The 19,850-nt window shown below is 70.4% G+C and carries 19 protein-coding genes; 7 read left to right on the top strand and 12 right to left on the bottom strand.

What is annotated here, in order from left to right:
• Positions 1–752 precede the first annotated feature (752 nt).
• From ACTOWY_RS43805 to ACTOWY_RS43795, 3 genes are read right to left on the bottom strand one after another with little or no spacing between them, the layout of a single operon-like run.
• A complete protein-coding gene (locus ACTOWY_RS43805) occupies positions 753–1,511 on the bottom strand; it encodes a hypothetical protein (protein WP_441315515.1) in 759 nt (252 codons plus the stop codon).
• Positions 1,504–3,024, bottom strand: a complete 1,521-nt coding sequence (locus ACTOWY_RS43800) for a substrate-binding domain-containing protein (protein WP_441315514.1) — start codon at positions 3,022–3,024, stop codon at positions 1,504–1,506. The genes ACTOWY_RS43805 and ACTOWY_RS43800 overlap by 8 nt, the downstream gene beginning before the upstream one ends.
• Positions 3,021–4,229 (bottom strand): hypothetical protein, encoded by a 1,209-nt coding sequence (locus ACTOWY_RS43795; protein ID WP_441315513.1) that lies wholly within the window; start codon positions 4,227–4,229, stop codon positions 3,021–3,023. The genes ACTOWY_RS43800 and ACTOWY_RS43795 overlap by 4 nt, the downstream gene beginning before the upstream one ends.
• A gap of 143 nt (positions 4,230–4,372) precedes the next feature.
• On the opposite strand from ACTOWY_RS43795, the gene ACTOWY_RS43790 reads away from it, so the two are divergent.
• From ACTOWY_RS43790 to ACTOWY_RS43775, 4 genes are read left to right on the top strand one after another with little or no spacing between them, the layout of a single operon-like run.
• Positions 4,373–4,837 carry a GbsR/MarR family transcriptional regulator gene (locus ACTOWY_RS43790; protein ID WP_441315512.1) on the top strand — a complete coding sequence of 155 codons (465 nt, stop codon included), beginning with the start codon at positions 4,373–4,375 and terminating at the stop codon, positions 4,835–4,837.
• A gap of 2 nt (positions 4,838–4,839) precedes the next feature.
• Positions 4,840–5,691, top strand: a complete 852-nt coding sequence (locus ACTOWY_RS43785) for an ABC transporter ATP-binding protein (RefSeq protein WP_441315511.1) — start codon at positions 4,840–4,842, stop codon at positions 5,689–5,691.
• Positions 5,688–6,398: a fluoroquinolone export ABC transporter permease subunit gene (locus ACTOWY_RS43780; RefSeq protein WP_441315510.1), complete on the top strand. Its 711-nt coding sequence runs from the start codon at positions 5,688–5,690 to the stop codon at positions 6,396–6,398. Before ACTOWY_RS43785 ends, ACTOWY_RS43780 begins: the two co-directional genes overlap by 4 nt.
• Complete coding sequence (locus ACTOWY_RS43775; protein ID WP_441315509.1) at positions 6,395–7,126, top strand: ABC transporter permease; 732 nt, start codon at positions 6,395–6,397, stop codon at positions 7,124–7,126. The genes ACTOWY_RS43780 and ACTOWY_RS43775 overlap by 4 nt, the downstream gene beginning before the upstream one ends.
• A gap of 44 nt (positions 7,127–7,170) precedes the next feature.
• Here ACTOWY_RS43775 and ACTOWY_RS43770 read toward each other — a convergent pair whose 3' ends face one another.
• Complete coding sequence (locus ACTOWY_RS43770; protein ID WP_441315508.1) at positions 7,171–7,656, bottom strand: carboxymuconolactone decarboxylase family protein; 486 nt, start codon at positions 7,654–7,656, stop codon at positions 7,171–7,173.
• Between the two features lie 176 nt (positions 7,657–7,832).
• On the opposite strand from ACTOWY_RS43770, the gene ACTOWY_RS43765 reads away from it, so the two are divergent.
• A complete protein-coding gene (locus ACTOWY_RS43765; RefSeq protein ID WP_441315507.1) occupies positions 7,833–8,735 on the top strand; it encodes an RNA polymerase sigma-70 factor in 903 nt (300 codons plus the stop codon).
• Between the two features lie 22 nt (positions 8,736–8,757).
• Positions 8,758–9,672, top strand: coding sequence for a class A beta-lactamase (gene bla / locus ACTOWY_RS43760; protein WP_441315506.1), 915 nt, complete (start codon positions 8,758–8,760; stop codon positions 9,670–9,672).
• 3 nt (positions 9,673–9,675) lie between these two features.
• Here bla and ACTOWY_RS43755 read toward each other — a convergent pair whose 3' ends face one another.
• The gene (locus ACTOWY_RS43755; protein ID WP_441315505.1) at positions 9,676–10,563 is read right to left on the bottom strand and encodes an AraC family transcriptional regulator; all 888 of its coding nucleotides are present in this window, start codon (positions 10,561–10,563) and stop codon (positions 9,676–9,678) included.
• A gap of 145 nt (positions 10,564–10,708) precedes the next feature.
• Between ACTOWY_RS43755 and ACTOWY_RS43750 the strand changes: the two genes are divergently transcribed.
• Positions 10,709–11,467 carry an SDR family NAD(P)-dependent oxidoreductase gene (locus ACTOWY_RS43750; protein WP_441315504.1) on the top strand — a complete coding sequence of 253 codons (759 nt, stop codon included), beginning with the start codon at positions 10,709–10,711 and terminating at the stop codon, positions 11,465–11,467.
• 143 nt (positions 11,468–11,610) lie between these two features.
• Here ACTOWY_RS43750 and ACTOWY_RS43745 read toward each other — a convergent pair whose 3' ends face one another.
• The 7 genes from ACTOWY_RS43745 to ACTOWY_RS43715 form a co-directional block, all read right to left on the bottom strand.
• Complete coding sequence (locus ACTOWY_RS43745) at positions 11,611–12,039, bottom strand: nucleoside deaminase (RefSeq protein WP_441315516.1); 429 nt, start codon at positions 12,037–12,039, stop codon at positions 11,611–11,613.
• 11 nt (positions 12,040–12,050) lie between these two features.
• On the bottom strand, positions 12,051–13,238 hold the full coding sequence (locus ACTOWY_RS43740) for an oxygenase MpaB family protein (protein ID WP_441315503.1): 1,188 nt from the start codon (positions 13,236–13,238) through the stop codon (positions 12,051–12,053).
• A gap of 307 nt (positions 13,239–13,545) precedes the next feature.
• Positions 13,546–16,260 carry a BTAD domain-containing putative transcriptional regulator gene (locus ACTOWY_RS43735; RefSeq protein WP_441315502.1) on the bottom strand — a complete coding sequence of 905 codons (2,715 nt, stop codon included), beginning with the start codon at positions 16,258–16,260 and terminating at the stop codon, positions 13,546–13,548.
• 110 nt (positions 16,261–16,370) lie between these two features.
• Positions 16,371–16,976, bottom strand: a complete 606-nt coding sequence (locus tag ACTOWY_RS43730) for a response regulator (protein WP_441315501.1) — start codon at positions 16,974–16,976, stop codon at positions 16,371–16,373.
• Positions 16,973–18,049, bottom strand: a complete 1,077-nt coding sequence (locus ACTOWY_RS43725; protein WP_441315500.1) for a histidine kinase — start codon at positions 18,047–18,049, stop codon at positions 16,973–16,975. The genes ACTOWY_RS43730 and ACTOWY_RS43725 overlap by 4 nt, the downstream gene beginning before the upstream one ends.
• A gap of 29 nt (positions 18,050–18,078) precedes the next feature.
• The gene (locus tag ACTOWY_RS43720) at positions 18,079–18,807 is read right to left on the bottom strand and encodes an ABC transporter permease (RefSeq protein WP_441315499.1); all 729 of its coding nucleotides are present in this window, start codon (positions 18,805–18,807) and stop codon (positions 18,079–18,081) included.
• The gene (locus ACTOWY_RS43715) at positions 18,807–19,700 is read right to left on the bottom strand and encodes an ABC transporter ATP-binding protein (protein ID WP_441315498.1); all 894 of its coding nucleotides are present in this window, start codon (positions 19,698–19,700) and stop codon (positions 18,807–18,809) included. Before ACTOWY_RS43715 ends, ACTOWY_RS43720 begins: the two co-directional genes overlap by 1 nt.
• Positions 19,701–19,850 lie beyond the last annotated feature (150 nt).

Here is a 19,850-nt window from a genome sequence, read left to right as displayed (position 1 = left end):
GTGGGACGGGGCGGGCCGGGGCGGAGGGGTGAAACCCCCACGACGAGGGCTCTCGCGTGTTCTCCGTACGGCCTGGAGCATGCAGACCACACCCCGATGAGCGGCCCCTGCAACACAAACCGCCGCCGAACCCACCCAAGGTGACGGGGGCCGCTCATCGGGGTGTGGTTGGCTGGCGGAAGGCCGTACGGAGAACACGCGAGCCCTCGGAGCCACGCTGGGTCAGGCCCCGGCAGCCTGCCCAGCCCCGCAACCCGCTGGACCCGGCTCTTGATCTGCCCCACCCCTCCGGTGGTCTGCCCGGCCGGCGAGGCCATCCTTTTTTGATCTTCGGGTTGAAGAGCGAAGAGCGAAGATCAAGATCGTCCTCGCCGGACGGGCAGGAATCAAAGGATGGGGGGAAGAACGAAGAGCAAGAACCAGTGCTCGTGTGCGGTTCCCCATCCCCGTCAGCCCTCCGATACCAAACCACATCCCGGGCAGCGGCCCGGTCACGTTGGGTTCGCCGGGCGGCGGATTGTGTTGCAGTGCCGCTGCCCGGGATGCGGTGTGTCCTCTCCAGGCTGACGGGGATGGGGAACCGCTCGGATGGAGTTTGAAAAGCCACCCCCGCCCCCTGTCCCGGGCTTCGCCCGACCGCAGTGCCTACGGCGTACAACAACGGCCAACGTGGCGTACAACATCGGCCAACACACCGTCCATAACGGCCAACTCGGCGTCCACAACGGCCAACACTCGGGTTGATCTTGGGGTTATTGGAAGATGGCGATGGGGAGGACTGTCAGTTCTTGGGTTTCTGGGTGCCAGGATTGGACTTTGCCCAGGCAGCGGGCTTGGAACCAGCCTTCGGGGACCTGGTCGTAGCGGAGGTCGTCTGGGTGGCAGTCCAGGCGCATGGTGGCTTTGATGGCGGTGGTTTCGGGGGTGCCGTAGGCGGCCTGGAAGGTGGCGGGGGCGCCGGTGCGGTTGAGCAGGCGGAATTGGCCGCGGATGGAGACGTAGCGGTCCAGGTGACGGAGCTGGGTTTGCTGGGGGGTGTGGTCTGGGTCGAGGCTGGCCAGGGCGTTGGACAGGGCTTCGTTGCGGCGGATGGTGCCTCGGCGGAGGTCCACGTGCACTACGCCGTTGGCGGATTCCAGGGCCCGGAGGACGTCGCCGATGACGGCGATGGGCTGGTTCTGGGCTATGTAGCGGGTGACCACCTCGCGGCCGGCGCTGTGGTTGGCGCCCGCTCCGCCGCGGAAGAGTTTGAGGCCGAACCAGCGAGATTTGGCGGTGTCCACCTTTTCCTGGACTTCCCGGCGCAGCGCGTCGCCGTAGCCGCCGGAGAGGTAGAGGTTCATCACCGACTTCTCGTGCAGGTAGAAGGCCAGGTCGGGGAAGGCCGCTGGGCGGCGGTTGGCGCGTACGGCCAGGCCCAGGGTGACCAGCATGATCAGCACTGCCACGGCGGTGGCCAGCCAGATCACCGCCCAGAAACCCCAGACCGACCACCACAGTTCGTTATCCACAGCCCCGGATCTCCTTCACCGCCGCGAGCAGCGAGGTCTGGGCGGCGTCCACCATCCGGCCGCCGGTGGCCTGCGCCGCCCTGGTCAGGTCCACCGGATCGGCCGTGCCGAACCGGATCGCGTACGTGCGCACCGACTTCCCGCCGGGCGCCTGCTCCCGGTTGCGCAGGAACTCGGCCAGGCCGATGCCCGCGTTGTTCTCGCCGTCGGTCATCAGCACGATCGAGGCCTCGCCCTTGACCGTGCGGTAGGCGTGCTCCAGCGCGGACCAGATCGCGGTGCCCTTGCCCAGTTCGCCGGTGGCGAGCAGGCGGTTCACCGTGTCCAGATCCCCAGGGCCGGACACGGTGACCGTCTTCTCCTCCAGCACCTGCCCGGCGAAGCGGAGCACGGTGATGGTCTCGCCGCGGTGGAAGCGGTCGAAGCCGCCCGCGCCGCTGAGTTCCTTGAACGCCGCCCGCAGCGCCTCGATCCGGCTGCCAGCCATGGAGGCGGAGAAGTCCAGCACGAACACCACCTGCCTGCCCGCCCCGCTGGTGGCCCGGTCGTAGGCGGCGAGCAGGGTGTCCAGGACTTCCTGGCGGTCCGGGAAGTACAGCGAGTTGCCGATCTCCGGGCGCAGCGCCCCGGTGCGGGACAGCGCGGGGTCGATCGGGCGCCGGGCGGTCCGCTCCATGATCATCCGTTGCGCTCGTTCGGAGCGCAGCCACTCGGTCACTCGGTCGTAGGCGGCGCGTTTGTCGTTGTCCAGCAACAGGAGTGGGTAGTCGGCGAGCACGATGCCGTCGCGCGGGTAGACGATCTCCAGGGGTTCCTTGAGCTTTCCGGTGGCCTGGAGGGACAGGAGTACTGATTCGTAGCTGATGACGGCGTCGACCTCGGTCTGGCGCTTGACGTACTCCTCGGTCAGGGCGGGGGTGCTCTGTGCGGTGAAGGCCCGGCCGGTGAAGAAACCGCGCAGTTTGTCGCAGGCCACGTCCTCCGGCCGCAGGGAGACCCCGGTGCCCGCGGCGGCGGTGGCCACCCCGATCAGCGCGGCCAGGCCGCTGCCGGTGACGTGCGGGTCGGCCATGCCGAACCGGAATTCGCCCGCCGCGGCCCGTGCGGCCAGGTCGGCCCAGGTGGGTTGGCCGCCGGGCACGCTCTCCCGCAGTTTCTTGGCCTTGCTCGCGGGCAAGCCGACTACCAGCGGGGACAGCATGGTGCGGGTCGCGAGGGGGGCCGGGCCGTGGGCACCGGTCTTGCGGGTGCGGAGTTGGAAGAAGCGGTCGGAGGACAGCCAGGCCAGGTCGTGTTTGTACTGGCCGGGGGTCAGCGAGTCGCTGGCCTGGACCGTGCCGTGGTAGTCCATGGCCAGGTCGATACCGGTGTCCTTCTTCAACTCGGCCAGCACCGGCGCGAGATCGGCCAGCTCGGAGCTGGCCAGCACGGACAGCGTCACCGGCTCGGGTCCGCTGCCCGTGCACCCCGCCACCAGCCCGAGCACCAGTCCGGCCGCGAGCAGTCGTCTCACCGGGGCACCTCGGGGCACTCGCCGACCCGCGTGATCATCTTTTCCAGCAGCGGGACCGAGGGCAGGAAGGTCTCGGTGTCGCCGACGCCGGTCTGCGGCACCGGCAGCCCGGCGCGGCTGAGTTGTTCGGAGAGCTGGCCGTTGGACAGGGTGCCGTCGGGTTCGAGCACCCGCAGGCCCAGGGCCAGGGCGCGGGCGCGCAGATCAGGGTGCGTGGTGATCAGCTCGCCGAGCCGGGCGCCCTCGGGGGTGAGCGCGATCAGCTCGGGCACGGTCTGCAGCTGGGCCTCCGGGTAGAGCAGCACCCGCTGCTCGTCCAGGGCGCCGGTCTGCTCCTTGACCCGCATCTGGTGGGCCAGGAACTGATGCTCGTAGATCACCGCCACCGGTGCCAGGCCGCGGCCCTCCGGCGCGAAGTACAGCCGGGCGACCTCCTCGTTGGCCAGGCCCTGACTGGTCAGCCAGGGTTTGATCCGGTCGGCCAGCCGGAGCGCCTCGGCCTCGGTGACCGGGACCTGGTTGCCGTTGGCCACGAAGGCGATCAGCCCGAGGTAGACCCCGGCCGAGTTGGACCAGCACACGTCCGAACTCTGCGCCAGCACCCGGTTCCCGTTGGGCAGCCCCAGGTCCGCCCAGGTCTTCCGGCCCTCCATCAGCCCGACGAACCTCGCCACGTCCAGGTTGTAGTAGTACTCCTTGGCCGCCTCCGGCCCCTGCTGGCTGGTGGCCGCCTTGCCCACGCTCACCAGCTTCTCCGCGTAGCCGCGGAAGGTGGCCAGGATCAGCGGGCTGAAGAAGGGCTTGAACACCTTGAAGTACTGCTTGTCCCGCTGCCGCTGGTTGCGGATGAGCACCGCGGCGGGCTGGCCGGAGGGGAAGACGAAGTCGTACCCGCTGACGTCGTTGTTCGCGATGTCCCGCGAGCCTGCCTTGGTCAGGTGCACCTGGATGCCGTGCCGCATCAGGGTCCGCCGCACCTGCGGGTCGGCGAAGAACTCCGATTTGGAGGCCAGTTTGCCCTCCAGCACCACGGTCCGGTTGAACGGCAGTGTGATCGTGCCGGAGATGATCAGGGTGATCGTGCCCGCGAGGGCGAGCAGGGCGGCTGCCCAGAAGGGCACCAGGAAGCGTCGTCGCCGGAAGGCCGACCGGGGCGGGTCGACAATGCGCAGGGCCGGATCATCGGTTGTCGTCTGGTTCGCCACCACGAACTCCCCCAAGGGATTGACGGTCCCGGCTGAGCGTCGTGCGATCGAGGCTATTTGTTACCCCCGACAGCCAAACCGGCATCTCCATCAACTTTCAGAAATGTTTGAAACTTCAGACTGACAGGCGTACGGTAGGCCGGGTGAAGCGCACGGAGTTGCACGAGTACGCCGATGAGGTGGGCCTGTTCTTCCAGGAACAAGGCGTGCCGCTGATGCCGGGACGGGTGCTGGGCTGGTTGCTGGTGTGCGATCCGCCGCAGCAGTCGGCCGAGGAGATCGCCGAGGCGGTCCAGGCCAGTCGCGGCGCGATCAGCATGGCCATGCAGATGTTGCAGACCGCGGGCGCGGTGGAGCGGGTGAAGGTGGCCGGGACCCGGCGGATCTTCTACCGGCTGCGGCCGGGGTTCTGGCTGCGCGAGGCCGAGGAGAAGGCCAGGGTGGCCAGGGACTGGCACACGCTGATGGCGCGCGGACTGAAGCTGATGGGCGAGCGGGACGAAGAGCAGCGGCAACGGGTGCGGGAGGCGCACGACATGTACGAGTTCCTGGCCGCGGAGTACAGCCGGATCAAGGACCGCTGGGCGGCCCGGAGGGCGGAGTTGTGAACGTGATCGAGGTCGACGACCTGACCTTCGGCTACCCGAAGACGGCCGAGCCGACCGTGCGCGGGATGAGCTTTTCCGTTGCCAGGGGCGAGGTTTTCGGGTTCCTCGGGCCGAGCGGGGCGGGCAAGTCGACCACGCAGAAGATCCTGATCGGCCTGCTCACCGGGTACGGCGGGCAGGTGTCGGTGTGGGGGCGCAGCCCGGTGGTCTGGGGTGCGGAGTACTACCGGCGGATCGGGGTGTCCTTCGAGCTGCCGAATCACTACCAGAAGCTCACCGCGCTGGAGAACCTGGAGTTCTTCTCCTCCCTCTACAATGGACAGACCCAGGATCCGATGGCGGTGCTGGAGATGGTGGATCTCACCACCGCCGCGCACACCAGGGTGAGCGCGTTCTCCAAGGGCATGCAGATGCGGCTGGTGTTCGCCCGCGCGCTGTTGCACCGCCCCGAACTGCTGTTCCTGGACGAGCCGACCTCCGGCCTTGACCCGGTGAACGCCCGCCGGGTCAAGGACATCGTGCTGCGACTGCGCGCGGAGGGCACCACGGTGTTCCTCACCACGCACGACATGGCCACCGCGGACGAACTGTGCGACCGGGTCGCCTTCGTCGACCAGGGCGTGATCGCCGCGCTGGACTCCCCCGCCGAGCACAAGGTCCGGCGCAGCCGCCGCACCGTCCGGGTCACCTACCGCGAGGACGACGGATCGTTGCGGGACCAGGACTTCCCCCTGGACGGCTTCGCCGACGACGCCGGATTCCGGGCACTGGCACCGCGGATCGAGGCGGTGCACAGCCAGGAAGCCAGCCTGGAGGACGTGTTCGCCGATGTCACCGGAAGGTCGCTGGTATGAGCGCGACCACCGCCGCGCTGCGGCTGGACCTGCGGTTGCAGCGGCGCTACGGCTTCCTCTACGCGGCGGCCTTCGCGGCCGTGCTGTGGATCGTGGTGCTCAACCTGTTGCCCGCCAAGGCACTCGGCGCGGCACTGCCGTACGCGCTGTTCGGCGACCTGGCCATCGTCGGGTTCTTCTTCATCGCCGGCGCGGTGTTCTTCGAGAAGGGCGAACGCACCCTGTTCGCCTTGCTCAGCACGCCGTTGCGGTTCCGCGAATACCTGCTCGCCAAGCTCGGCACGCTGACCATGATCGCGGTCGCGGTGAGCCTGGTGGTGGTGATCTCGGTGCGCGGACTGGACTTCCACCCGCTGACCTTCCTGGCCGGGATCGTGCTCACCTCGCTGCTGATGATCCTGCTCGGCTTCGTCACCGCCGCCCCCTACCCCTCGGTCAGCGAGTGGCTGATGCCGGCGCTGGTGCCGCTGGTGATCGTCAACGTGCCGCTGCTGAGCTACTCGGGGGTGTGGCCGGAACCGTTGCTGTACCTCATTCCCACCCACGGTTCGCTGCTGCTGCTCGGCGCGGCCTTCGACCAGGTCACACTGAGCTGGCCGCGGCTGCTCTACGCCCTCGGCTACCAGCTGCTCTGGATCGCCGGGCTGTTCTTCTTGGCGCGCAAGGTGTTCGAGCGGTTCGTGATCTCCAGGGAAGGCGCGTCATGACCACGCTGATCCGCAGCTTCGGCCGCAACGACCTGCGTGCCATCCGCGGCGACACCGTGCTGGTGACCGTGCTGCTGGCCCCGGTGCTCTACGCGGTGAGCCTGTGGGCGGTGCCCGCGGTCACCCGCTTCGCCGCCGCCACCTGGAACTTCGACCTCACGCCCTACCACCCGCTGCTGGTCAGCGCGTTCGGCGTGCTCGGCCCGGCCATGGTGCTGGGCAGCCTGTGCGGCCTGCTGCTGCTCGACGACAAGGACCAGCGCACCCTGCTCGCCCTCCAGGTGACCCCGGCCCCGCGCGTGGCCTACCCGGCCTACCGCGCGGGTGCGACGATCCTGCTGGTGACCATCGCGGTCGAGGCCACCCTGGCGCTGTCCGGCCTGGTGACCGGCGCCGCGCTGGCCAAGGGACTGGCGATCGGGTTGCTGACCGGGCTGCTGTCCGTCCTCATCGGACTGACCATGGGCACCTTGGCCGGCAACAAGGTCGAGGGCATCGCGATCATCAAGGGCCTGGGCATGCTGGTCTCGGCCATCCCACTGATCCCGTTCTTCTTCCTGGATTCCCCGTGGCAACTGGCTTTCGGCCTGCTGCCCTCCTACTGGCCCGCCCGCGCGCTATGGGCGGCGATGGACGGCGGCGTGTTCTGGCCTTACCTGCTCGGCGGACTGGTCTACAACTCGCTGCTCACCGTGGCACTGCTGCGCTGGGGCGCCCGGCGTGGGTAGCGCGGCCCCGGCCCGGATCACCCGGGCCGGGCCGCACCCGCCAATCAGCTCGCCATGCTCTCGAACATGCCCGGCTGGTAGGAACCCGCCGGGTTGCGCACGATCACGTTCAGCCGGTTGGCCGCGTTGATCAACGCGACCATGATGACCAGCGCGGCGATCTGGTCGTCGTCGTAGTGCTCGCGCACCGCGGCCCAGGTCGCGTCGGAGACGCCCTCATGGGTGTCGGCCAGCCGGGTGCCCTCCTCGGCCAGCGCCAGCGCGGCCCGTTCGGCCGGGGTGAACACGGTGGCCTCGCGCCAGGCCGCCACCAGGTGCAGCCGGACCGCGGTCTCCCCGGCGGCGGTCGCCTCCTTGGTGTGCATGTCCAGACAGAATCCGCAGCCGTTGATCTGGCTGGCGCGCAACGACACCAGCTCCCTGGTGGACCTGGGCAGTGTCGTCTCCTCAAGCAGCAGGCCCGCGCCGGCGAACCGCTTGGCGAACTTGACCGCGATCTCGTTGGCGAACAGGTTGAATCGAGCACTCATGACCTTGTCCTCACTAGTGGTGTCAGGTGAACGAACACGAGATGCCGGTGCGCCGATCCCTGTGACACCCCGGGAACGTGACCTACGCCACCGGAATGCCGAGCCGTCGGGTGTCACAACCCGGCGGGCGCCGGCGTCAGGTGGGTGAGCAGGCGCAGCGAGCAGAGGAGCCAGTCATGGCAGGCAGCCAGGAGGACCGTCCGGACCTCGCCACCGAGGTGTTCCTCACCCACCGCAACCTGCTGTTCACCGTGGCCTACGAGATGCTCGGCTCGGCCGCCGACGCCGAGGACGTGCTGCAGGAGACCTGGTTGCGCTGGGCCGCGGTCGATCTGGACGAGGTGCGGGAACAGCGTGCCTACCTGGTCCGGATCACCACCCGGCAGGCGCTCACCCGGCTGCGCACGCTCGGCAGGCGCCGGGAGTCCTACGTCGGCACCTGGCTGCCCGAACCGCTGCTGACCGCACCCGATGTGGCCGAGGACGTCGAGCTGGCGGACAGCGTCTCGATGGCGATGCTGCTGGTCCTAGAGACCCTCGCGCCGACCGAGCGGGCGGTGTTCGTGCTGCGCGAGGTGTTCGACCTCGGCTACCCGGAGATCGCCGAGGCCGTGGGCAAGAGCCCCGTCGCGGTCCGCCAGATCGCGCACCGGGCACGGGCGCACGTGGCCGCGCGCCGGCCACGCGGAGTCGCCTCCCCGGCCCAGACCCGCGGTGCGCTGGCCGCCTTCCAGCACGCGGTGCGCACCGGCGATCTGCAGGGACTGCTCGACCTGCTCGCGCCGGAGGTCGTGCTGCTCGGGGACGGCGGTGGCGTCAAGCAGGCCGTGCCGCGCCCCATCGTGGGCGCCGACAAGGTGGCCAGGGTGCTGGCCACCGGACTGGGCAGGCTGGCCGCCTCCACCACGCTGCAACCGGTGCAGGTCAACGGCCACCCGGCGCTGCTGCTCCGGCTCGACGGCGAGATCGACACCGTGCTGGCGCTGCGGGTCGAGGACGGCCTGATCACCGGGCTCTACGCGGTGCGCAACCCGGCGAAGCTGTCGCATCTGGTGCGGGAGACCACATTGAGCCGGTGATCATGTGTGTAGCCTCGGGGCCATGACACCGTCGCCTCCGGTCCTGTCCCGCCGTCTTTTCCTAGGCGCCGCAGCACTTCTGCCGCTGGCCGGATGCGCTCAGAACCCGTCACCCGCCGCCCCACCGCCGTCCGCCGCGCCTGCCACCACTGCGATGGAGCGGCACGACACACTCGTTGCGCTGGAACAGAAGTACGGTGCCCGGCTGGGGGTATACGCCCTGGCCACCGGCAGCGGCCGGACCATCGCGCACCGGGCGGACGAGCGATTCGCCTTTTGCTCCACCTTCAAGGGCCTGGCCGCCGCGGCGATCCTGCACCGCAACCCGATATCCCACCTGGACACCGTGATCCGGTACGGCAAGGAGGACCTGCTCAAGAACGGTGTCATCACCAAGAACAACGTCGGCGCCGGCCTGACCATCCGGCAGCTCTGCGACGCCGCGGTGCGCTACAGCGACGGCACCGCGGGCAACCTGCTGCTGCGTGACCTAGGCGGCCCGGCCCAGCTCACCGCGTACGCCAGGAGTCTGGGCGACGAGGTCACCAGGATGGACCGGATCGAGCCCGCGATCACCGAGGCCACCCCGGGCGATCCGCGGGACACCACCTCGCCGCGCGCGTTCGGCGAGAACTATCGCAAGATCGTGCTGGGCGACGCGCTGCCGCCGGAGAAGCGGGCTTTCCTGCGGGATCTGCTGGAACGCAACACCACCGGTGGCGAACGGATCCGGGCCGGGCTGCCCAAGGACTGGAAAGTCGCGGACAAGACCGGCACCGGCGACTACGGCACGCTCAACGATTTCGGCATCGCCTGGCCGCCCGGCGGCGAGCCCCTGGTCATCGCGATCATGTCCAGCAAGCCGGACCGGGACGCCGAGTACAAGCAGAGCCTGCTCGCCGAGGCCGCCGCCTACCTGGCCGCCACCCTGCGCTGACGCTCAGGGCGGGGTGAGCGCGCGCAGCCGGGCCGCGTCCTGGCTCGGCGGCGCGCCGAACTGGCGCCGGTACTCCCGGCTGAACTGCGACGGACTGTCATAGCCCACGCTGTGCCCCACCCCTGCCACATCGCCTGGCCGGGTGGCCAGCAGCAATCGGGCCTCCTGCAACCGGATCTGCTTCTGGAACTGGATCGGGCTCATCGCGGTGACCGCCTGGAAGTTGCGGTAGAACGCCGACACGCTCATGCCCGCGCGCCGGGCCACGTCCTCCACCTGGAAGGACTGCCGGTAGTGGTCGCGGATCCAGCCGACCGCGCGGGCGATGTGCGCCAGGCCGCTGTCGGCCAGGCCGAGCTGGCCGACCGTGGCGCCCTGCTCCCCGGTGATCAGCCGCCACAGGATCTCCCGCTTGTACAGCGGGGCCAGCACCCCGCGGTCCCTCGGCTCGTCCAGCAGGCGCAGCAACCGGAGCACCGCGTCCAGCAGCTCGTCCGAGGCGGTGCTCACCGCCAGACCCAGCGGAGGGATGCCGCTGGCCCGGGGCAGATCCGCCGGTTCGGCCCGCAGCAGCAGTTCGGCCACCGAGGCCGGGTCCAGGGTCAGGCCGAAGCCCAGCGCCGGGGTCTCCGCGCTGGAGTCGATGAAATGGCCGTTCACCGGCAGGTCGACCGAGGCCACCAGGTACTGCCCGGCCTTGTACTCATACACCCGGTCCCCCAGCGCGATGCGTTTCGCGCCCTGGGCGATCAGCGCGAACACGGTGCCGGACATCGACGCCGACGGTTCGGACGGCCGGTCGATCCGGGAGATCAGCACGCCGTCGATGGCGGTGGTCCCGTCGGGTCGCGCGTGCCGGTCCAGCAGCGTGCGGAGTTGATCCAGGAGCATGCCCAGATTCAAACATCCGAGTCGAATTCATTCCTGTCGAGTGGAGGATCAGGCAAGAGCGCGGGAGCATCTATCTATGGTTTCCGCAGGTGGCGGTGATGTGATGGAGCGGTCCGATTCCCACAGATGAACAGGTAGGCAAGCCATGCGGATCGCCCTCGTCACCGGCGCCAGCTCCGGTATCGGCCAGAGCGCGGCCAGTCAGCTCGCCCGGCGCGGCACCGGCGTGATCCTGACCTACGGCGCCAACAAGACCGGCGCGCAGGACACCGTCACCGCCATCGAAGCGACCGGGGGCACCGCGGTCGCGCTGCCGCTGGACCTCGGCGAGGCCGGCAGCTTCCCGGCCTTCCGCGCGGCGGTGACCGCGGCGCTGCGCGAGCAGTGGGGCCGGGACAGCTTCGACGTGCTGGTCAACAACGCCGGTTTCGCCGAGTCCGCATTGTTCGCCGAGACCACCGAGGAACTCTTCGACCGGCTGCACCGGGTGCTGTTCAAGGGCCCGTACTTCCTCACCCAGACCCTGCTGCCGCTGCTCGCGGACCAGGGCGCGATCGTCAACATCGGCAGCAACTCCGCGCTGAACTCGGGCATGGAACCGGGTTACTCCGCCTACGCCTCGATGAAGGGCGCGCTCACCGTGCTGAGCCGCTACCTGGCCAAGGAGCTGAGCCCGCGCGGCATCCGGGTCAACACGATCTCCCCCGGCGCCACCCGGACCCGCCTGGGCGACAACGCTTTCGAGCGTTTCCCCGAGGTGATCCCGATGATCGCGGCCCGCACCGCGCTGGGCCGGGTCGGCGAACCCGACGACATCGGCATGATGATCGCCGTGCTCGCCTCCGAGGAAGGCCGCTGGATCACCGCCCAAGACCTCGAGATCGCCGGCGGCTACAACCTCTAACCCTGCCAGCGTGTTGGCCGTTGTCGTACGCCGAGTTGGCCGTTCCGGACGGCGAGTTGGCCCAACTCGTACGCCAGTTTGGCCCAAGTGGGCGTACCAGTTGGCCCAAGTGGTACGCCACCGGCGGGTTGCGGGCCGGGCTGCTAGTCCTCGCCGATGTCCTCGTGCCACAGCTTCGGGTTCGCCGCGATGAACTCGGTCATCAGGGTCACGCATTCCGGATCGTCCAGGAGGGTTACCTGGACGCCGTGTTCGGCGAGCCATTCGTGCTGGCCGGTGAAGGTCCGGGACTCGCCGACGATGAGGTTGCCGATGCCGAACTGGCGGATCAGGCCGGAGCAGTACCAGCACGGGGACAGCGTGGTCACCATGGTGGTGCCGCGGTAGCTGGACTGGCGGCCGGCGTTGCGGAAGGCGGAGGTCTCCCCGTGCATGGAGGCGTCGCCGTCCTGGACCCGGCGGTTGCGACCGCGGCCCAGCAGCCGGCCGTCCGCGCCGAAGAGGGCGGCCCCGATCGGGATGCCGCCCTCGGCGCGGCCGGAGCGGGCCTCGTCGAGGGCGACGGCGAGCATTTCCCGCGGCGTCACGGTTTCGGCCCGTCGCCGTGGGCGGCGCGCAGCACGTCCACGTAGGCCTTGCGGGCGGCGTGGCCGTGCACCGCCTGCGCGGTGCGGAAGGCGGGGATGCGGCGGTAGGTCAGCTCGGCCACCGTGTTCACCGCGGCGGCCACCCGCACCAGCGCGCGAGCGAGCGGATCATCCGGCATGCCAAGGGAATCCGCGCTGGCCGGACCGATCACGATCCGGCTGATCGCGGTGTGCACCCGCTCGGCCCAGCGCGCCCGCAGCTCACTCTGGTCGGGCCGGGGGCGCTGGTAGGCCGCGCGCAGGTCGGCGGCCAGGGTGCGTGAGTCGCTGTCCGGGATCAGCTCGGTGGCCGCCTGCTCCCAGAGGTGTTGCCACGCTTCGGCTTCATCGGCGGGGAGCATGTCCTCCTCGATGCCGACCAGCCAGCCGACGTAGCGCCACAGGTGCAGGATGTCGGCGCGTTCCTGTGCGGTGTAACGAATTCCGAGGGCCTGGGTAGCTTCCATGACACCGAGGGAGAACATCAGGGTGAGCTGGTTGGCCTGGGCGTCGTTGAGCGGCTGGTCCCAGGCGGCCAGGTCCCAGTCGCCGCGCTTGAGCAGCACATCGCGGATGTGCGCGTGCACCAGCCGGACCCGCAACGCGGCCGCGTACCCGACCCCGCCGACGACCAGGCTGCCCGGGGTGCTGACGTCCAGCCACCAGCTGGCCGTGTTGAGCACCCGGCGGCTGGTCGCCTTTCCGGTCTGGCCGGTCGAGGTCAAGGTCTTGCACACCCGTAACGAGTGGAAGCCGACCACCAGGTACACATCGCACAGGCTGAACGCCGCCGCCTTGCCCGCCCGGCTGATCGCCTGCGCCCCACTGCGCAACCGGTCCTGATCCACCCAGGCCGGCGTCCGCTCCACCGCCCGGAAGAACTCGACCAGTTCCGCGGGCGGGTTCTCGATCGAGTCGATCCCGTCGGTGCAGGCCCGGCCGAACAACTCCCGCCCCTCGCCCTTGAGCCGGTGCATCATCGCCACCAGCCCGTCGCCGAGGGCGTCCACCGTGGTGGCCCGGTGCCGCAGGTGCTGGAGCCGCTCCGCGCTGGGGGTGCGCGCGGCGTGCCCGCGACGGGCGGCGGTGGTCCGGAACGCGCCGTTGGTCAACGCGGTCGATTCATCCAGACTGACCGTCGTCATGCGAGGCTCCTCAGTGGGGTGGTCGGGGCCGATCACTCCCCCGGATTCTCACTCGGCCAGGGCGGATTTCGCCAGGGTTTCCCGGGTCTCGGTTGGGATTCACCGGACGGAAACCGGATCTGCTGGGGCAAAGCCGCGTCGGGCCACACCATTCCTGTTGTGCCGCAAGCGAGTCCCACACCGTCCACCTCGGACTCACCGCCTGCGGCGCCGATTCCGGTCACGCCGATATCGGGGGCCGGGTACCACCTGGTGGCACTGTTCGACGCCGCTGCGTACACGGGCGTGTACGCCACGTTTCCCGCGGTCACTGGACTGACCCGCCCAACAGGTCTTCCGCCCTGGTCAGGTTGCGATCACCGGTGCGGCGGTAGATGTCGCGGGCCTCGGTCCAGGCCAGCCGGGCCCGCCCGGGGTCGCCGAGGGCGGCCGCGATCCGGCCCAGGAAGATCAGGTTGTTGGCCAGCTGGGAGGGGGCGCCCAGTTCGCGGTGTTCGGCGTCGGCGCGTTCGGCGTAGGTCAGCGCGGTCTGGTATTCGCCGAGGCCCCAGTGGGTTTCGGCCAGGTTGCCCAGGGCGATGGCGGCGTGGAAACGGTCGCCTTCGCGCTCGAAGAGGGCCAGTGCGCGCTGGTTGTACGGCAGGCTCTGGGCGAACTGGCGGAGCCGGGCGTGCGAACCGCCGAGGTTGAGCAGCGGGATCCCCGGTTCCGCCGGTGAGCCGGTGGCCTCCGCCTCGGCCAGTGCCCGCTCCTGGTAGTGCACGGCCTCGGCGTGCTCGCCGCGGTCGTAGTGCCAGGTGCCCAGGTTGTTGAGCATCACCGCGGCCTTGGTGCGATCACCCATCTCCTCGGCCACGGCCAGCGCCTCCCGGTACTGACCGCGGGCCTCCTCGGCGCGTCCGGCCGAGTTGTAGGCCACGCCCAGGCAGTTGGCGGCGTGGAAGCGGGCCACCGGGTCGGCGAGGCGATCGGCCGCGACCACGCCCAGGCGGGCCAGTTCGACCCAGTCGGCCAGGTGCCTGCGGTTGCGCAGGTAGCCCAGCAGCAGCCAGGGCAGGCGCCAGACCGGGTCGGCGAGGCCGGTTCCGGCCAGCTGGCGGGTGAGCGCGAGCAGGTTGGCGTGTTCGGCCTCGCACCAGGTCAGCGCGTCGGCGCCGGTGCTGAAGCGGGGCCAGTCCGGCTGGCCGGAGTCCGGATCGCAGACCTCGGCCAACCGGGGCGAGCCGGAGAGCAGGGCCCGGCCGCGGGCGGCGAGCACCAGGTACAGCTCGGTGAGGCGATGCAGGGCCGCGGCGTGTTCGGGCGGGGTTTCCTCGGTGTCGGCGCGTTCGGCGGCGTAGACGCGGAGCAGGTCGTGGAAGCGATAGCGGCCGGGACGGGGCTGGGCGATCAGGTGCGCGGCGACCAGGTCGTCCAGCAGGGCGCGGGCCAGCCGGGGGCCGGTGCCTGCCAGCGCGGCGGCGGCCCACAGGTCCACGTCGGGGCCGGGGTGCAGGCCGAGCAGCCGGAACAGCCGGGCCGCCGGGGGCCGAACACCCTGGTAGGACAACAGGAACGCGGCCCGCAGGTCGGTGCGCGGGTCCTGCGGATCGGTGAGCACGTCCAGCCGGGAGCGCTGGTCCTTCAGCTCGTCCACCAGTTCGGCGACCGGGGTGTCCGGGAACCGGGAGGCGCGTTCGCCCGCCAGCACCAGCGCCAGCGGCAGTTGTCCGCACAACGTGCTGAGGCGGCGCACCGCCTCGGGTTCGGCAGCGGCGCGGTCGGCCCCGATGCCCCGGCCCAGCAGCGCGGCCGCGTCCGCCCCGGACAGGCCGCCCAGGGTGATCCGCCGCGCGCCGTCCCTGGCGATCAGGCCGCGCAACTGGGTGCGGCTGGTCACCAGGACCACGGCCGCGCCACCGGGCAGCAGCGGGCGGACCTGGTCCACCTCGCGGGCGTTGTCCAGCAGCAACAACATCTTCCGCCTGACCAGGGTGGCCCGCAGCAGCGCGCCGCGTTCGTCCACTGTGGACGGTATGGCCGCCGCGGGCACGCCGAGGCCGCGCAGCAGGGTGTCCAGGGCGGCGCTGACCGGCAGTGGGGCGGCGTCGGCGTGGCCGCGCAGGTCCAGGCACAGTTCGCCGCCGGGGAAGCGGTGCCGGTTGAGGTGCGCCCAGCGCACGGCCAGCGCGGACTTGCCCACGCCCGCGCTGCCCTCGATCACCAGCACCGATCCGGGCCGCGCGGCGCGGTCCAGGGCGGTCAGTTCGCCCGCCCGGCCGGTGAAGTGCCCGATGTCGAAGGGCAGCTGGCGGGGCACCGGCGCGGGTTCGTCCTTGTCCGCCAACAGTTCCAGGTGCAGCTCGCGCAGCGCGGGCCCGGGTTCCACGCCGAGTTCGGCCGCGAACAACCGCCGGCAGGCCGCGTACTCGGCGAGCGCCTCGGCCCGCCGTCCGGTCTGCGCGAGGACGCGGATCAGCCGTTCCCACAACGGTTCGCGCAGCGGATGCGCGGCCAGCAGGGTGCGTAGCCGGTCGGCCAGGCCGGGATCGGGGGCCAGATCGGCGAGTCGTTCGGTGGCGCGCAGGCGTAGCTCGGTGAGCCGGGGCTCGTGTTCGGCGGCGAGCAGCGGCAGCGATTCCAGGGCCTGGCCATGCCATTGCGCCAGCGCGGTGTCCAGCAGCGCGCGTTCGGCCGCCGGGTCGGTGCTGTGGTCCGCGCGGGTGAGCAGATCGCGGAAGCGGTGCACGTCCACCGCGGCCGCCGGGGCGCGCAGCCGGTAGGCGTCGGGTTCGGTGCCGATCCGTTCCGGTCCGATCAGGTGCCGCAGTCGCATCACGTTGGTGTGCAGGCTGGCCCGCACATTCGCCGGCTGCTCCTCGCCCCAGACCGCCTCGGCCAGCGCGGTCACCGCGACCGGGTGTCCGGCGGCCAGGGCGAGGGTGGCCAGCAACGCGCGCTGGCGGCCGCTGGGGACCGGGACCTCGGCGCCGTCCACGAACAGCTGGAACGGGCCCAGCAGGTGGATCGACAGCTCCGGCATCTGATCAAGTCTAGTCAGCGCAGACAGAACGGTGACAGCGCGGCTGGCTACGGTCGACGCCGTCGTCGCGGTGACCCGCCACTGGGGGGGGTCGGGTCACCGTGGCGGCGTCACAGCCAGCCGTGTTCGGTGGCCGCGCGCACCGCCTCGATCCGGTTGCGGGTGCCGGTTTTCTGGATGGCCGAGGACAGGTAGTTGCGGACCGTGCTCTCCGACAGGTGCAGGCGGGTGGCCAGGTCGGACACGGTGGCGCCGTCCGCGGCGGCGGCCAGGAGTTCGCGTTCCCGGTCGGTCAGCGGGTTGGGGCCGGAGCGGAGGGCGGCGGCGGCCAGGCCGGGGTCGATGACCTGTTCACCGGCCAGGACACGGCGGATCGCGGCGGCCAGTTGTTCCACCGGGCCGTCCTTGACCAGGAAGCCGCTGGCCCCGGCTTCCATGGCCCGGCGCAGGTAGCCGGGGCGGCCGAAGGTGGTGACGATGAGGATCCGGCAGGCCGGTAGCGCACGCCGCACATCGGCCGCGGCTTCCAGGCCGCTGCGGCCGGGCATCTCGATGTCCAGCACCGCGATGTCGGGATTGGTGGCCAGGGCCTGGGGCAGGACCTGGTCGCCGGTGGCGGCTTCGGCCACCACCTCGATGTCCTCTTCCAGACCGAGCAGCAGGGACAGCGCGCCGCGCATCATGCCCTGGTCCTCGGCCAGCAAAACCCTGATCATGACGTCTCCCCGGTTGGCACGGACACCCGCAGCGTGAAGCCGCCGGGAGTGGCGGTGACGGTCAGTTCACCACCGGCGGCCTGGACTCGCTCGGTCAGGCCACACAGGCCGTTTCCCCAGGTCACGGCACCCTGCACTGGGGGTGCGCCGTCGTTGGTGATGGTCAGCACCGCGGTTCCCGCCGCCGTGCGCAACTCGATCACGCAGCGGCGGGCGCTGGCGTGCCGGAGCACGTTGGTCACGCCCTCGCGGACCACCCAGCCCAGCACCGGTCCCGCCTCCCCCGGCAACTCTCCCGGCTCCGGCAATTCCGCCGTCACCCCGGCCGCGACCAGCGCCGCGCGCGCACCGGCCAGCTCTTCGGTCAGGCTCGGTTCGCGGTAGCCCGAGACCGCCTGCCGGACCTCGGTCAGTGCCCGCCGACCGACCGCCTCGATATCGGCTGCCTGTTCCTGGGCCTTGCCGGGATCGCGGGGGATCAGCCTGCGGACCGCTTCCGCCTTGACCACCACCAGCGACAACGTGTGACCGAGCAGGTCGTGCAGGTCGCGGGCGAAGCGCAGGCGTTCCTGGCCGACCGCGGTGTGCGCCAGTTCCTCCCTGGCCGCCTCCAGTTCGGCGACCGCCCGGCTCAGCCGCAGGACCACGAAGGTCAGCATGCCGGCCAGGAAGGTCAGGAACGCGCCGATCACGATCGGTGGGGCGTCGCTGCCCACCCACACGCCGAGCAGGTGCACCACCAGCACGCCGATCACGTTCACCAGCGGCGCGCCGTAGTCCACGGTGATCAGCGACCAGACCGCGAACACGAACGGCATCGGCAGGTACCAGAAGTCGCCGAACTCCCTGGCGCAGCTCAGCGCGATCGTGGTGAGCAGCACGGCCAGCGCGATCGGCGCCCAGGACGGGCCGCGCTGGTTGAGCACCAGGTAGACCGCGATGCCGTAGGTCAGCGCGAACGCCCCGAGCGCGGTGGCGCCCAGGGCGTCGGCGCGGAAGGCGGGGAGCAGCAGCGAGGCCAGCCAGGGCAGCATCGCCACCGGCGGCAGCTGTCCGTGCAGACGGTCGGTCACCGGCCTCGTCCCCATCCCCGCACCGTAGATCATGCCCGCCTGCCACCGCGCTGGTAGGCGTAGATGGCGAACACTCCGAACAGCGCCAACCACCCGATCAGGACGCCGATCCCGCCCATCGAGGGGCCGCGGTCGAAGACCACCGCCCAGGACAGGTCGGCGTAGCGGAAGGTCGGGGTGAACCGGGCCAGCTCGGCCAGCCAGTCCGGGAAGGCGGCCAGTGGGATCCACAGACCGCCCAACATGGACAGTCCGATGTAGACGAACACGCTGGCGAGCTGGGCGGTGCGCACGGAGAGCAGGTAGCCGATGCCGATGCCGGCCGCGGCGAAGGGCGCGGTGCCCAGCCAGAGCAGGCCGACCGCGGCCAGCCAGCTCGGCAGGGACAGTTGCACGTCGTTGATCAGCGCCCCGGCGATGCAGACCGAGACGATCGGCGGCAGCGCGAGCAGCATCGAGATCAGCACCCTGGCGAGCACGATCCGCAACGGGGACAACGGGGTCAGCCGCAGTTGCCGCAGCCAGCCCAGTGCCCGGTCCTCGGCAACGCCGACGCTGCTGTTGAGCACGCCGCTGATCGCGCCGAAGGCGGACATGCTGACCATGGTGTAGAGCGCGGCCTGCCGCGGTTCCTGGCCGATGGCCACGTTGAGGTTGTTGAACACCACGTACATCACCAGCGGGGTGAGCACGCTCATCAGCAGGAAACCGGTGTCCCGCAACAACCTCTTGCACTCGATGAGGACGTATCCCAGCATCACACAGCCGTCCGATCCGACGCGGTCAGCGCCATGAATGCCTCTTCCAGTCCGGCCCCGGTCACTTCCAGGTCGTGGATCGCGCCGAGTTGGGCCAGCGCCTGCACGGTGGCGTCGGAGTCGGCGCTGCTCAGGTAGGCCCGCCCGCCGCGCAGCGACACCGAGAGCACCCCCGGCAACCGTTGCAGCTCATCGGGTCTGCGGCCGTCCGGGTCCAGCGAGACGGTCCGCCCGCCGACCCGGCCACGCAGTTCGTCCGGGGTGGCATCGGCGATGGTGCGGCCACCCGAGATCACCACCACCCGGTCCGCGTTCTCCGCCACCTCCTCCAGGTAGTGGCTGGAGAACAGCACGGTCCGGCCGCGGGCGGCGAAGGCACGCAGGTAGGTCCAGAACTCGCGGCGGTGCTCGACATCAAGCGCGGTGGTGGGTTCGTCGAGCACCACCAGCTCCGGGTCACCGGCCATGGCCAGCGCGAACTGCACCCGACGCGCCTGCCCCCCGGACAGGGCGTCGGCCTTGCGCTTGGCCAGGTCGGTGAGCCCGGCGAGTCCCAGCACTTCGGCCAGCGGCAGCGGGGAGGGATAGCTGCGCCGGACGAAGTCGACAAGCTCGGCCACGGTGACCCGCGGGATGAGCTTGGCGTCCTGGGGCAGCACCCCGATCCGCCCGGCCCGGATCGCCGCCTCCGGGGTGCCGCCGAACAGGCTGACCTGCCCGGAGTCCGGGGCGAGCAGGCCGAGCATCAGGTTGATCGTGGTCGACTTGCCCGCGCCGTTGGGGCCGAGCAAGGCCACCGTCTGCCCCGCGGGCACGCTCAGGTGAACACCGTTGACCGCGCGTACCGATCCGTAGGCCTTGGTGACCGCGTGGAGGTGGACTGCCTCGTTCATGGGAGAACCGTATTTCCTGGCGTTTCCGCAGGTAAGAGTGCTTTGTCCAGTGCTGGGTAGGACAAATGTCCTGCGGTTGGGCTGTTCAGTTCTGAGCGTTCGTCTGTTGACTAATGATGTTTAGCGCCCTAAAACAAGCACATTCGCGCA

Origin of the sequence: Crossiella sp. CA198, from assembly GCF_052078295.1 — a bacterium.
Taxonomy (GTDB): Bacteria; Actinomycetota; Actinomycetes; order Mycobacteriales; family Pseudonocardiaceae; genus Crossiella.
The sequence above is the reverse complement of the archived record's forward strand: the minus strand, read 5'-3'. Positions and strand labels throughout refer to the sequence as shown.